Origin of the sequence: Streptomyces sp. NPDC005494, from assembly GCF_042872025.1 — a bacterium.
Lineage (GTDB): Bacteria > Actinomycetota > Actinomycetes > Streptomycetales > Streptomycetaceae > Streptomyces.
Genome location: NZ_JBIAJR010000006.1, coordinates 82,390 through 95,374, shown reverse-complemented (window position 1 = coordinate 95,374; position 12,985 = coordinate 82,390). Strand labels below are relative to the sequence as shown.

Below are 12,985 nucleotides of genomic sequence, written 5' to 3'. Positions count from 1 at the left end.
GCGGACGGCGGCCACCGACCGGGGGTGTCCGGAAAGCAGCCCTGGCCTGTGCCGAAGGAGGCCCGGCGGCCGTGCGCAACGCCGTTGCCGGCGGCCGGCGTTCCCGTCCACCGGGGGCCCCGCCCGGGCAGCCCCCGCGGCCGGGCCGGTTCCCGGCGTACGACGACGCCGCCGCCCGGAGAGGTCCGGGCGGCGGCGTCGGGGGCCGGGCGCTGTCAGAACGCGGCCTCGTCCAGCTCCATCAGCGAGTTGTCGACGGTCTCGGCGAGCGCGCGCTCGGCGGAGACGCCCGGCAGGATGTTCGCGGCGAAGAACTTCGCGGCGGCGATCTTGCCCTGGTAGAACGCCGCGTCCTTCGCGGAGGCGTTGCGCAGCTTCTCGGAGGCCACGGCCGCGCCCTTGAGGAGCAGGTAGCCCACGACGACGTCGCCGGAGGCCATCAGCAGGCGGGTGGTGTTGAGGCCCACCTTGTAGATGTTCTTGACGTCCTCGCCGGTCGCGGTGAGGTCGGTGATCATCGTGCCGACGATCGCCTCGAGGTCCACGGCGGCCTTGGCGAGGTTGTCCAGCGCACCGGCCAGCTCCTCGTTGCCCTGGGCACCCGCGAGGAACTTCTTGATCTCCTCGGAGAGGGTGTTGAGCGAGGCGCCCTGGTCGCGGACGATCTTCCGGAAGAAGAAGTCCTGGCCCTGGATCGCCGTCGTGCCCTCGTACAGGGTGTCGATCTTGGCGTCACGGATGTACTGCTCGACCGGGTACTCCTGGAGGTAGCCGGAGCCACCGAAGGTCTGGAGCGACTGGGCGAGCTGCTCGTAGGACTTCTCGGAGCCGTAGCCCTTCACGATCGGCAGCAGCAGGTCGTTGAGGCCGTTGAGCGCCTTGGCGTCCTCGCCGGCCGCCTCCTTGACCTGGATCGCGTCCTGGACGGAGGCGGTGTACAGCACGAGGGAGCGCATGCCCTCGGCGTACGCCTTCTGCGTCACGAGCGAGCGGCGCACGTCGGGGTGGTGCGTGATGGTGACCTTGGGGGCCGTCTTGTCCATGAACTGCGACAGGTCGGTGCCCTGGACGCGCTCCTTGGCGTACTCCAGCGCGTTGAGGTAGCCCGTGGACAGCGTCGCGATGGCCTTCGTGCCGACCATCATGCGGGCGAACTCGATGATGCGGAACATCTGGCGGATGCCGTCGTGCTTGTCACCGATCAGCCAGCCCTTGGCGGGGTGCTGGTCGCCGAAGGTCATCTCGCAGGTGTTGGACGCCTTGAGGCCCATCTTGTGCTCGACGTTCGTCGCGTACACGCCGTTGCGCGCGCCGAGTTCGCCGGTGGTCCAGTCGAAGTGGAACTTCGGGACCATGAAGAGGGAGAGGCCCTTGGTGCCGGGGCCGGCACCCTCGGGACGCGCCAGTACGTAGTGGATGATGTTCTCGGACATGTCGTGCTCGCCCGAGGTGATGAAGCGCTTCACACCCTCGATGTGCCAGGAGCCGTCCTCCTGCTCGACCGCCTTCGTGCGGCCTGCGCCCACGTCCGAGCCGGCGTCCGGCTCGGTCAGCACCATCGTCGAGCCCCACTGCTTCTCGACGGCGATCTCGGCGATCTTCTTCTGCGCGTCGTTGCCCTCGTCGAAGAGGATGCCGGCGAACGCGGGGCCGGAGGAGTACATCCAGACCGCCGGGTTGGCGCCGAGCAGCAGCTCCGCGTAGCCCCAGATCAGGGAGCGCGGGGAGGTCGTGCCGCCGATCTCCTCGGGCAGGCCCAGGCGCCAGTACTCCGAGTCCATGAAGGCCTGGTAGGACTTCTTGAAGGACGCGGGGACCGGCGCGGTGTTCGTCTCGGGGTCGAAGACCGGCGGGTTGCGGTCGGCGTCGGCGTACGAATCGGCGAGCTCGTTCTCCGCGAGGCGGGTCACCTCGTCCAGGATGCTCTTCGCGGTGTCGACGTCCATCTCCGCGAACGGGCCCGTGCCGTACAGCTTGTCGCGCCCGAGCACCTCGAAGAGGTTGAACTCGATGTCGCGGAGATTCGACTTGTAGTGCCCCATGGGAAGGCTCCGTAATCAATAGCAGTGGCGCGCAGCGCCCCGTGGAGGAGTGAGGATCGGGCGACGGACGGCCTGGCGTGGGTATATCACCTGACCCCCACGATGATGCTACCCGTCAGTAATAAGACGCAACCCCTCGAGGCACAGATGTGTCCGATTACTCTTTGCGGCATGTATGGCTACGACCAGAACCCAGGCGCACAGCAGCAGATGGGCGGCGGCTACGGCGAGCAGCCGTTGTACCCCGAGCCCTCGCCGCCGTCCCTGGCCGACGCGGTACGGGCCTTCACGACCGGTTCGCTGTCCGCGGAGGACTTCCAGCAGATCTTCGCCACGGCCAAGGTCTACTGCCCGCGTGGCGACAACCCCGGATTCCTGGCCCTGCACAACACCCAGCAGCCGGTGATCCCCATGTTCACCACGCTCAAGGAGCTGCGGAGCTATGCGGGCAAGGAGTCCAAGTACTTCGTGATCACCGGGGCCGAGGTGATCGACCTCCTGCCCACGGGCTACGGCTTCGTCCTGGACATGGAGGGTGATCACCGCATGGTCTTCGACGCCAAGGCGGTCGAACAGATGGTGGACTTCGCGATGCGCCGCATGTACGGCTGAGACGCTTCCCCCGTCAGGGCACTCTGAGGGCCCGCACCGATCCGGTGCGGGCCCTCGGTGCTGTCCGGGGGAGGGCGGGAATGGATACGGCCTTGCAAGATGTTCATCGTTCAACTAAATTAGGACCAGAAGAAACCCGGAGGTGGCTCCCATGCCCGCAGTGACCGTCGAAAACCCGCTGACCCTGCCCAAGGTCGCGGCCCCGGCCGACGCACAGGCACGTCCCGTGCTCACCGTCACGACCGCGCCCAGCGGTTTCGAGGGCGAGGGATTCCCGGTGCGGCGCGCCTTCGCCGGGATCAACTACCGGCACCTCGACCCGTTCATCATGATGGACCAGATGGGTGAGGTGGAGTACGCGGCAGGCGAGCCGAAGGGGACTCCCTGGCACCCGCACCGCGGCTTCGAGACCGTCACGTACATCATCGACGGCAGCTTCATCCACCAGGACAGCCACGGTGGCGGTGGTGCCATCGAGAACGGCGACACCCAGTGGATGACGGCCGGCTCCGGTCTGCTGCACATCGAGACGCCGCCGGAGGCGCTCGTCATGTCCGGAGGCCTCTTCCACGGCCTCCAGCTCTGGGTGAACCTGCCCAAGGCGGACAAGATGATGGCCCCCCGCTACCAGGACATCCGAGGCGGTCAGGTCCAGCTGCTCACCTCCCCCGACGGCGGCGCGCTGCTGCGCGTCATCGCCGGTGACCTGGACGGACACGAGGGCCCGGGCATCACGCACACCCCGATCACGATGGTGCACGCGACGATCCGGCCGGGTGCCGAGGTGACGCTCCCCTGGCACGAGGACTTCAACGGCCTCGCGTACGTCCTCGCCGGGCGCGGCAGCGTCGGTGAGGGGCGGCGCCCCGTCCACACCGGCCAGACCGCGGTCTTCGGCAAGGGGTCCTCGCTGACCGTCCGCGCCGACGAGACGCAGGACGGCAACACCCCGGACCTGGAGGTCGTGCTGCTCGGCGGACGTCCGATCCGTGAGCCGATGGCGCACTACGGGCCGTTCGTCATGAACACCCAGGACGAGCTCAAGCAGGCCTTCGAGGACTTCCAGGCCGGCCGTCTCGGCAAGGTCCCCGCCGTCCACGGCATGTGACCGGATCCTGAGGGCGTACGGGTGACGGTTCGTCACCCGTACGCCCGTGCGGGAAGGACACCGTTCCCGGCCCGTGATCGGGTGGGAGAGTGCCTACCCGCAAGCCCCTCCTGCCCGATGTCGCGCGGCGGACGGCCGCCTGGTGCGGCGTTCTGCTCCTCGTGGCGGGTGTCGCGGCGGTGGCCATCTGGCTGTGCGTCGCGCTCAAGACCGCGGTCACGCCGGTCCTGCTGGCGCTGCTGGGGACGGCCCTGCTCGGGCCCGTGCACCGCTGGCTGACCGCGCGGAAGGTGAACAGGTCGGTCGCGGCCGGCCTCACCTGCGTCCTGCTCGTCGCCGTGGGCGGGGGCGCCGGGTACATCGTCGTCACCGCCCTCGTCGACACGGGCGACCAGATCGTGGCCTCCCTGAAGGACACCGCGCAGTGGGTCGTCGACCACTTCGACATCGAGGGCGTCGCGAATGTCGACGACCTGGCGGACAACGCGAAGGGCCTGGTCGAGAAGTTCGGCGCGAGCGCGGCGGGCGGGCTGCTCACGGGAATCAGCCTGATCGGCTCACTGGTGACCACAGGCGTCCTGGCCCTGCTGCTGACCTTCTTCTTCCTGCGCGACTCCGACCGTGCGGTGAGCCTCGCCCACACCGTCGCCCCGCGTGGCACGGGAGATCTCGTGGAGGCCATGGGGCGCAGGGCCTTCGAGGCCGTCGAGGGCTTCATGCGCGGCACCACCTTCATCGCTCTGATCGACGCGCTGTGCATCACGGTGGGGCTGCTGATCCTGCGGGTGCCGGGGGCGGTGGGGCTGGGCGCGCTGGTCTTCGTCGGCGCCTACATCCCGTATCTCGGGGCGTTCATCTCCGGGGCGGTCGCCGTGCTGGTCGCGCTCGCCGACCGGGGCTTCGTGATCGCGCTCTGGGCGCTGGGCGTGGTGCTCGCCGTGCAGGTGCTGGAGGGGCACGTGCTCCAGCCCGCCATCCAGAGCCGCACGGTGCAGATGCACCCAGCCATGATCATGATCGCGCTGACCGCGGGAGCGAGCGTCGCCGGACTGCTGGGCATGCTGCTCGCGGTGCCGGTGTGCGCCGCGGCGTTCGGAGTGATCGGCGAACTGCGCAAGGGGTACGAGGCGGAGCACGGCGGAGCGCCCGAGGGGCCGTGACGCGCCGGAGCCGAGGGGCGCGTGGTGTGCCGGGGCCCGGTGTCGGGAGCCGCCGGCCGCGCTGAGGGTCGGGACCTGCCGGCCGCCTGAGGGTCGGGATCCACCGGCCGCCGTGAGGGTCGGCACCCACCGGCCGCCGTCAGGGGTCAGGACCTGCCGGCCGCGGTGAGGGTCAGGACCTGCCGGCCACTCCGAGAGGTCGGGGCCCGCTGGCCGCCCCGAGTGGTCAGGACCAACCGGCCACCCCCATTGGTCAGGACCCGCCGGCCGCCGCGAACTCCGCGGGCTCGGCCGACTCGTACAGCTCGAACCAGATCGACTTCCCCTCGCCCCGCGGGTCGACCCCCCACGCGTCGGCGAGCATCTCCATCAGCACCAGGCCCCGGCCGCTGGACGCCATCTCGCCCGGCCGCCGCTTGTGCGGCAGCTCGTCGCTGGTGTCGGCCACCTCGACGCGGAGCCGTCGCTCGCCGCGTTCGCCCCTCACCTCCGCCACGAGCAGCGCGTCGCCGTCCGTGTGGACCAGTACGTTCGTGGCCATCTCGGAGACCATCAGCTCCGCGGAGTCGATCTGCTCCGAGTCCGCCCAGTCGTGCAGCAGCTCCCGGAGCTGCTGCCTGGCCGCGGCGACCCGCTCGGGTTCCGCCTGGGCGATGGTCATGGCCGAGCGGCGGCCCGGGCTCCTGCGGGTACGCGCGCCGTCGCGGCGAAGCACCAGGACCGCGATGTCGTCCTCACGGCGGTCCACCAGCGGCCCCGTCGTGTAGTGCGAACCCGGACCGTGCACGGCCTGGACCAGGGCGTCGGCGAGCCTCTCCAGGTCCTCGACCGGCTCTTCGAGGACCGGCCGCAGCCTCGTCCAGCCGGTGGCCATGTCGTGGCCGCCCGTCTCGATGAGCCCGTCCGTGCACAGCATGATCGTTTCGCCGGGCCCGAGCACGACACGGGTCGTGGGGTAGTCGGCGTCCTTGTCGATGCCCAGCGGCAGCCCGCCCGCCGTCTGCCGGATCACGGCGGTGCCGTCCACGCTGATGACCACCGGGTCGGGGTGGCCTGCCCGTGCGATGTCGAGGGTTCCGGTCTCCGGGTCGGCCTCCGCGTACAGGCAGGTGGCGAAGCGCATCGCGTCGGACGCGTCCTCCCCGTCGGCGACGCCGTAGGCGTCGGTGAGCCCGGACAGGAACCGCGAGGCCCGGGCGAGTACGGCGTCGGGGCGGTGCCCCTCGGTGGCGTAGGCCCGCAGGGCGATCCTCAGCTGGCCCATCAGCCCCGCCGCCCGCACGTCGTGACCCTGCACGTCACCGATCACGAGGGCGATACGGCCGTTGGGGAGCGGGATCATGTCGTACCAGTCGCCGCCGACCTGGAGCCCGCCGCCCGTCGGGATGTAGCGCGCCGCCACCGTCAGCCCGGGCACGCCGGGGCCGAGCGACGGCATCATCGCCTTCTGCAGGCCCAGCGACAGCTCGCGCTCGGTCTCCGCCACCCCGGCACGGGTCAGTGCCTGCGCCAGCATCCGCGCGACCGTCGTCAGCACGGAGCGCTCGTCGGGGGAGAAGGCCACGCTGTGCCGGAAGCCGGCCATCCAGGCGCCCATGGTGTGCCCCGAGGAGATCAGGGGCAGGAAGGCCCAGGACTGGCGGCCGAAGCCCTGGGCGAGGGGCCAGGTGGTCGGGAAGCGTTTGCGGTACTCCTCGGGCGACGAGAGGTAGATCGCCTGGCCGGTCCGCACGACCTCGGCCGCCGGGTAGTCGGTCTCCAGCAGCATTTCGGTGAACGGTTCCTCGTCGCCGACGTTGTGCCCGTGGTGCCCGATGACCGTCAGCCGGTCCCCCGCCACCCCGAAGAGGGCGAGCCCGTCCGGTGAGAAGCCGGGCATGGAGAGCGACCCCGCGACCCGCAGTACCTCCTCCGTGGACCCCGCCTCGGCCAGCGCCCGGCCCGCGTCCAGCAGGAACGCCTCGCGCGAGCGGCGCCAGTCACCGGTGAGGGGAGTGGCGGCGGCCGAGCCCGCCTGGGGCTCCGCGACCTCCTGGAGGGTGCCCATCAGTACGTACACATGGCGGCCGGGTGACTTGACCGGGACCGGCTTCGAGCGGCTGCGCACCGTCCGGAGGACCTCGCCGTTCTCGTCCAGGATCCGCATCCTCGCCTCGGCCACGGTGTCCTCGGCGATCGCGAAGTTCACCACTCCGTCGATCTCGTTCCAGTCGGCGGGGTGGAAGCGGGGGCGCACCTCGTCACCGGGGCGGACCGTGGGCTCGGCGGGCAGTCCGAGCAGCCGGGCCGCCTCGGCGTCGAGCGTGACCGTGCCTGCCGAGCTGTCCCAGCTCCACAGACCGGTCCCGATCGCAGCCAGGATCTCCTCGGTGCGCATTGCCCCACTTTAGGAAGATGTTTCCCCTCGACGCCACCGAGGGACGGCCGCCCGGAAGGGCATGGCGGGGCCCGCACGGGCGTCCCGGGCGGGTGTGCGGCGTCAATGGCAATGAAGTGGTGCCCCTACGGGCGGTAGCCTGGGGTGTCAATCCACCCCCGACCGCGAAGACTGGATGAACGACGATGCATCGGTACAGGTCCCACACCTGCGGCGAGCTCCGCGCCTCTGACGTCGGTACCGACGTCCGGCTGAGCGGCTGGCTGCACAATCGCCGAGACCTGGGCGGCATCCTCTTCATCGATCTGCGTGACCACTACGGTCTGGTGCAGCTCGTCGCGCGCCCCGGCACCCCCGGCAACGACGCCCTGTCGAAGCTGACCAAGGAGACCGTCGTCCGCATCGACGGCAAGGTCTCCGCGCGTGGCGCCGACAACGTCAACCCGGAGCTCCCGACGGGTGAGATCGAGATCGAGGTCACCGAGGTCGAGGTGCTGGGCGAGGCCGCCCCGCTGCCCTTCACGATCAACGCCGAGGACGGGGTCAACGAGGAGCGGCGCCTGGAGTACCGCTTCCTCGACCTGCGCCGCGAGCGCATGCACCGCAACATCATGCTGCGTTCGTCCGTGATCGCCTCCATCCGCTCCAAGATGGTGGCTCTCGGCTTCAACGAGATGGCGACCCCGATCCTCGCCGCGACGTCCCCCGAGGGCGCCCGCGACTTCGTCGTGCCCTCCCGCCTGAACCCGGGCAAGTTCTACGCCCTTCCGCAGGCGCCGCAGCAGTTCAAGCAGCTGCTGATGATCTCCGGCTTCGACCGCTACTTCCAGATCGCGCCCTGCTTCCGCGACGAGGACGCACGCGCCGACCGTTCGCCCGGCGAGTTCTACCAGCTCGACGTCGAGATGTCGTTCGTCGAGCAGGAGGACGTCTTCCAGCCGATCGAGAAGCTGATGACCGAGCTCTTCACCGAGTTCGGCAACGGCCGCGAGGTCACCTCGCCCTTCCCGCGCATCCCGTTCCGCGAGTCGATGCTGAAGTACGGCAACGACAAGCCGGACCTGCGGGCCAAGCTGGAGCTCGTCGACATCTCGGACGTCTTCGCCGACTCGGGGTTCAAGGCGTTCGCCGGCAAGCACGTCCGCGCCCTGCCGGTGCCGGACACCGCCGGCCAGTCCCGCAAGTTCTTCGACGGCCTGGGTGAGTACGCCGTCGAGCACGGCGCCAAGGGCCTCGCCTGGGTCCGTGTGGGCGAGGACGGGACGCTGGCCGGACCGATCGCGAAGTTCCTCACGGAGACGGACGTCAAGACGCTCACCGAGCGGCTGTCCCTCGTCCCCGGCCACGCGGTCTTCTTCGGCGCGGGTGAGTTCGACGAGGTCTCGAAGATCATGTCCGCCGTCCGCGTCGAGGCCGCGAAGCGCGCCGGCCACTTCGAGGAAGGCGTCTTCCGCTTCTGCTGGATCGTCGACTTCCCGATGTACGAGAAGGACGAGGAAACCGGAAAGATCGACTTCTCGCACAACCCGTTCTCCATGCCCCAGGGCGGCATGAAGGACCTGGAGGAGAAGGACCCGCTCGACATCCTCGCGTGGCAGTACGACATCGTCTGCAACGGCATCGAGCTGTCCTCCGGCGCCATCCGTAACCACGAGCCCGAGGTCATGCTGAAGGCCTTCGCGATCGCCGGTTACGAGGCGGAGACGGTCGAGCGGGAGTTCGCGGGCATGCTGCGCGCGTTCCGTCTCGGCGCCCCGCCGCACGGTGGCATCGCCCCGGGCGTCGACCGCATCGTGATGCTGCTCGCCGACGAGCCCAACATCCGCGAGACGATCGCCTTCCCGCTCAACGGCAACGCCCAGGACCTGATGATGGGCGCCCCGAGCGAGCTGGACGAGACCCGCCTGCGGGAGCTGCACATCCAGTTGCGCAAGCCTGTCGCGGCGACGAAGGAGAAGGCGGAGGCCAAGGACTCGGTCGCGAGGGACACCGGCGCGAAGTAGGCGTCAGCGGTTCCGCTTCGGTTCCACGTGAAACAGCCCCCGGTCGCCCGGGGGCTGTTTCCGTAGGTGCCGCCGGTCTGCTCCGGAGTCGCACAGGGGCACACCCACGCCGACGGACCCCAGCAGAGGGCCCGGAACCACCCATGGTTCCGGGCCCTCTGCGCGTGTACGGGGGACAGTCTGAACTTTCCGGACTCCGGGTACACGGAGCGGGTACATCCGGATGGCCCCGGTTCGGATTCGGCGCCGCCGGGCCCGGCAAAGACTGGCACCGGAAGCGCCCGTCGTCCCGTCACCGAGGAGCCCCGCACCGTGACCGCCCCGCGTCGCCCCTACGTCATGCTCGTCACCCTGTTCCTGCTGGTCATCGGCTGTTCCGCCGGTGCCGTGCAGACCGCCTCCACGCCCCGCGGCGCGGCCGGCCCCGGGTCCCCGGCCGCGTCGCCCTTTCCGGTGGAACCCGCCGTCCCTCCCGCGGAGATCCCCGGACTCGGCCCGGAGACCCGCGGGCAGATCCCCGCCTCCGCACGGCAGGCGGTCGTCGTGACCGGCCAGGGCCGTGACTCCAACCGCTCCACCGTCGTGATCTACAGCCGCGAGGACCCCGCCCGCGGCTGGAGACCCGGGGCGGGGCCCTGGCCGGCCCACAACGGTATGGAGGGCTGGACCGACCACCATCTGGCGAACGACCTGCGGTCACCCGTGGGGGTCTTCGGTCTGACCGACGCCGGCGGTCTGCTGCCCGACCCCGGCTCGCTGCTCCCGTACGACCAGGAGTCCCGGTTCGCGGTGAGTGGTGAGGGCTTCCTCGGGGAACCGCTGGAGGGGTCCTTCGACCATGTCGTCGCCATCAACTACAACCGCACCCCGGGCACGAGCCCGCTGGACCGCACCCGGCCGCTCGGCGAGGAGAGGGGCGGAGGCATCTGGATCCATGTGGACCACGACGGCCCCACGCAGGCCTGCGTATCGGTGACCGAGGACCGGATGCGGGAGCTGCTGCGCACCCTCGATCCCGCGAAGTACCCCGTGATCGTGATGGGGGACGCCGCATCGCTGGCCCGGTGAGAGGCGCAGCGCGTCGTGATCCGCCCGTACGCAGGTGGCGGCACCGGGACGAGGGCCCGCCCGCCGCCCGACGGTGTGCGGCACGAACGGGTACAGCGAAGGAGCCCGGACTCCGATGTGCTCGGGGGCCGGGCTCCTTCGTCGTGCACACCGCCTACGCGGGCTTCTCCTCCAGGCGCGGGAACAGCACCGCGCCCTTCGTCACCGTCGAGCCGACCGGGAGCAGGCCCCAGTCGCCCGCGTCCTGCACCCGCTGGTCGGCCAGGGCGCCCAGGGAGGCCTCGGCGCCCAGGGAGTCCCACAGCTTCTGCGAGGTGTCGGGCATCACGGAGTTCAGCAGGACCGCGACACCGCGCAGCGACTCGGCCGCCGTGTACAGGATGGTCGCGAGCCGGGCCTGGCCCTCCGGCGACTCGTCCTTGGCGACCTTCCACGGCTCCTGCTCCGTGATGTAGCCGTTGACCTGCTTCACGAAGTCGAAGATCGCCAGGATGCCGCCCTGGAAGTCCAGCTCCTCGCCGATCTTCGTGTCGGCGGTGGCGACCGCCTTCGCCAGACCCTCCTGGACCGCGCGCTCCGCGTCACCGGCGGCCGTGGCCTCCGGGAGCGCGCCGCCGAAGTACTTGCCGACCATGGCCGCGACGCGCGAGGCGAGGTTGCCGTAGTCGTTGGCGAGCTCGGAGGTGTAGCGGGCGGTGAAGTCCTCCCAGGAGAACGAGCCGTCGCTGCCGAACGCGATGGCGCGCAGGAAGTACCAGCGGTAGGCGTCCACGCCGAAGTGCGAGGTCAGGTCCTGCGGCTTGATGCCCGTCAGGTTCGACTTGGACATCTTCTCGCCGCCGACCATCAGCCAGCCGTTCGCCGCGACCTTGCCGGGCAGCGGCAGGCCCTGCGCCATCAGCATGGCCGGCCAGATCACCGCGTGGAAGCGCAGGATGTCCTTGCCGACCAGGTGCACGTTCGCCGGGAAGGTGCCGTCGAACTTCTCCTGGTTGGCGCCGTAGCCGACCGCCGTCGCGTAGTTGAGCAGCGCGTCGACCCACACGTAGATGACGTGCTTCTCGTCCCACGGCACCGGGACGCCCCAGTCGAAGGTGGAGCGCGAGATCGACAGGTCCTGCAGGCCCTGGGTGACGAAGTTGACGACCTCGTTGCGGGCCGACTCCGGCTGGATGAAGCCGGGGTTGGCCGCGTAGAACTCGAGCAGCTTCGGGCCGTACTCGCTCAGCTTGAAGAAGTAGTTCTCCTCCTTGAGGAGTTCCACCGGCTTCTTGTGGATCGGGCAGAGCTTCGTGCCGTCCTCGGCCTCGATCAGGTCGCCGGGGAGTTTGTACTCCTCGCAGCCCACGCAGTACGGGCCTTCGTACCCGCCCTTGTAGATCTGCTCCTTGTCGTACAGGTCCTGCACGAACTCCTGCACACGGTCCGTGTGCCGCTTCTCCGTCGTCCGGATGAAGTCGTCGTTCGCGATGTTCAGGTGCTCCCAGAGGGGCTTCCAGGCCTCCTCGACGAGCTTGTCGCACCAGGCCTGGGGGGTGACGTCGTTCGCCTCGGCCGTGCGCATGATCTTCTGACCGTGCTCGTCCGTGCCGGTGAGGTACCACACCTTCTCGCCGCGCTGGCGGTGCCAGCGGGTGAGCACGTCGCCTGCGACGGTCGTGTAGGCGTGGCCCAGGTGAGGAGCGTCGTTGACGTAGTAAATGGGGGTCGATACGTAGAAACTCTTCACGCCGTCGCCCCCTTGCTTCTCGGATCCAGTGGCCGCCATGGTCGAAATCCTAACGGCCCGTGGGAGATCCACTCACATCGATAACGGCCGGCCCGCCCGTGGAGAGCTTTGCGAAACATCCTTTCCCGTACCAAAGACGCATCCTGGGAGGAGTGGGCACGCGTGCGCGAGGCAGGGGACAACACGATGCGGGTACTGGTCGCCGAGGACGAGGAGATTCTGGCGGAGCTGGTGGCGACCGGACTGCGGCGGGCCGGATTCGCCGTCGACACCGTGTACAGCGGGGACGCGGCCCTCGCCTACCTCGGGCTGCACGACTACGACGTCGTCGTACTCGACCGTGATCTCCCCCGGGTCCACGGCGACGACGTGGCCCGCAGGCTCGTGTCCGCCGGCTCACGGACCAGGATCCTGATGCTCACCGCCTCCGGGACCATGGAGGACCGGGTGGAGGGGCTCGACCTCGGGGCCGACGACTACGTGAGCAAGCCCTTCGAGTTCCCCGAGCTGGTGTCCCGGGTGCGTGCCCTGCGACGCCGCAGCGCCAGGCCGGTGCCGCCGCAGCTGGAGAGACACGGCATCAGGCTCGACAGCGTCCGGCGGGCCGCCACCCGGGACGGCAGGGACCTGGACCTGTCGCCGAAGGAGTTCACGGTGCTCCAGCTGCTGCTGGAGGCCGACGGGGGAACGGTCAGCGCGGAGGAACTGCTGGAGCGGGCGTGGGACGCCAACGCCGACCCCTTCACCGGTGCGGTCCGCGTCTGCATGAGCAAGCTCCGGGCCAAGCTGGGTGAGCCCGCGCTGATCCGCACGGTGCAGGGCGTCGGGTACGCCCTGTGAGCCGGCTGCTGAGGCTGGTGCGCGCCACCGGTGTGCCCCCGGGGCG

General features: G+C 69.9%; 9 protein-coding genes. 6 read left to right on the top strand and 3 right to left on the bottom strand.

Annotated elements, in window-relative coordinates; all coding sequences use genetic code 11:
* Nucleotides 1–215: 215 nt before the first annotated feature.
* Nucleotides 216–2,042: an acyl-CoA dehydrogenase gene (locus ACFYQ6_RS19040; protein WP_388763916.1), complete on the bottom strand. Its 1,827-nt coding sequence runs from the start codon at nucleotides 2,040–2,042 to the stop codon at nucleotides 216–218.
* Between the two features lie 171 nt (nucleotides 2,043–2,213).
* Here ACFYQ6_RS19040 and ACFYQ6_RS19035 point away from each other — a divergent pair, with 171 nt between their 5' ends.
* From ACFYQ6_RS19035 to ACFYQ6_RS19025, 3 genes are all read left to right on the top strand, one after another.
* Nucleotides 2,214–2,654, top strand: coding sequence for an SseB family protein (locus ACFYQ6_RS19035; protein WP_073750539.1), 441 nt, complete (start codon nucleotides 2,214–2,216; stop codon nucleotides 2,652–2,654).
* Between the two features lie 151 nt (nucleotides 2,655–2,805).
* Nucleotides 2,806–3,762: a pirin family protein gene (locus ACFYQ6_RS19030; RefSeq protein WP_388763914.1), complete on the top strand. Its 957-nt coding sequence runs from the start codon at nucleotides 2,806–2,808 to the stop codon at nucleotides 3,760–3,762.
* Nucleotides 3,763–3,851: 89 nt separating this feature from the next.
* Nucleotides 3,852–4,922: an AI-2E family transporter gene (locus tag ACFYQ6_RS19025; RefSeq protein WP_388763912.1), complete on the top strand. Its 1,071-nt coding sequence runs from the start codon at nucleotides 3,852–3,854 to the stop codon at nucleotides 4,920–4,922.
* Nucleotides 4,923–5,175: 253 nt separating this feature from the next.
* Here ACFYQ6_RS19025 and ACFYQ6_RS19020 read toward each other — a convergent pair whose 3' ends face one another.
* The gene (locus ACFYQ6_RS19020) at nucleotides 5,176–7,299 is read right to left on the bottom strand and encodes a SpoIIE family protein phosphatase (protein ID WP_388763910.1); all 2,124 of its coding nucleotides are present in this window, start codon (nucleotides 7,297–7,299) and stop codon (nucleotides 5,176–5,178) included.
* A gap of 185 nt (nucleotides 7,300–7,484) precedes the next feature.
* Here ACFYQ6_RS19020 and aspS point away from each other — a divergent pair, with 185 nt between their 5' ends.
* Complete coding sequence (gene aspS, locus ACFYQ6_RS19015) at nucleotides 7,485–9,302, top strand: aspartate--tRNA ligase (protein ID WP_361579028.1); 1,818 nt, start codon at nucleotides 7,485–7,487, stop codon at nucleotides 9,300–9,302.
* Between the two features lie 312 nt (nucleotides 9,303–9,614).
* Entirely contained in the window at nucleotides 9,615–10,370 is a 756-nt protein-coding gene (locus tag ACFYQ6_RS19010; RefSeq protein WP_361579026.1) for a hypothetical protein, read from the top strand.
* 154 nt (nucleotides 10,371–10,524) lie between these two features.
* Here the strand turns inward: ACFYQ6_RS19010 and metG are convergent, their stop codons facing one another.
* Nucleotides 10,525–12,138 carry a methionine--tRNA ligase gene (metG, locus tag ACFYQ6_RS19005; protein WP_388763907.1) on the bottom strand — a complete coding sequence of 538 codons (1,614 nt, stop codon included), beginning with the start codon at nucleotides 12,136–12,138 and terminating at the stop codon, nucleotides 10,525–10,527.
* Between the two features lie 147 nt (nucleotides 12,139–12,285).
* Between metG and ACFYQ6_RS19000 the strand changes: the two genes are divergently transcribed.
* Nucleotides 12,286–12,939, top strand: coding sequence for a response regulator transcription factor (locus ACFYQ6_RS19000; protein WP_161198899.1), 654 nt, complete (start codon nucleotides 12,286–12,288; stop codon nucleotides 12,937–12,939).
* Nucleotides 12,940–12,985: the final 46 nt, after the last annotated feature.

Excerpts from the sequence above, each read along its gene's own strand:
- ACFYQ6_RS19040 (WP_388763916.1), bottom strand. The coding sequence starts at position 2,042 with ATGGGGCACTACAAGTCGAATCTCCGCGACATCGAGTTCAACCTCTTC.
- ACFYQ6_RS19035 (WP_073750539.1), top strand. The coding sequence starts at position 2,214 with ATGTATGGCTACGACCAGAACCCAGGCGCACAGCAGCAGATGGGCGGC.
- ACFYQ6_RS19030 (WP_388763914.1), top strand. The coding sequence starts at position 2,806 with ATGCCCGCAGTGACCGTCGAAAACCCGCTGACCCTGCCCAAGGTCGCG.
- ACFYQ6_RS19020 (WP_388763910.1), bottom strand. The coding sequence starts at position 7,299 with ATGCGCACCGAGGAGATCCTGGCTGCGATCGGGACCGGTCTGTGGAGC.
- aspS (WP_361579028.1), top strand. The coding sequence starts at position 7,485 with ATGCATCGGTACAGGTCCCACACCTGCGGCGAGCTCCGCGCCTCTGAC.
- metG (WP_388763907.1), bottom strand. The coding sequence starts at position 12,138 with ATGGCGGCCACTGGATCCGAGAAGCAAGGGGGCGACGGCGTGAAGAGT.
- ACFYQ6_RS19000 (WP_161198899.1), top strand. The coding sequence starts at position 12,286 with ATGCGGGTACTGGTCGCCGAGGACGAGGAGATTCTGGCGGAGCTGGTG.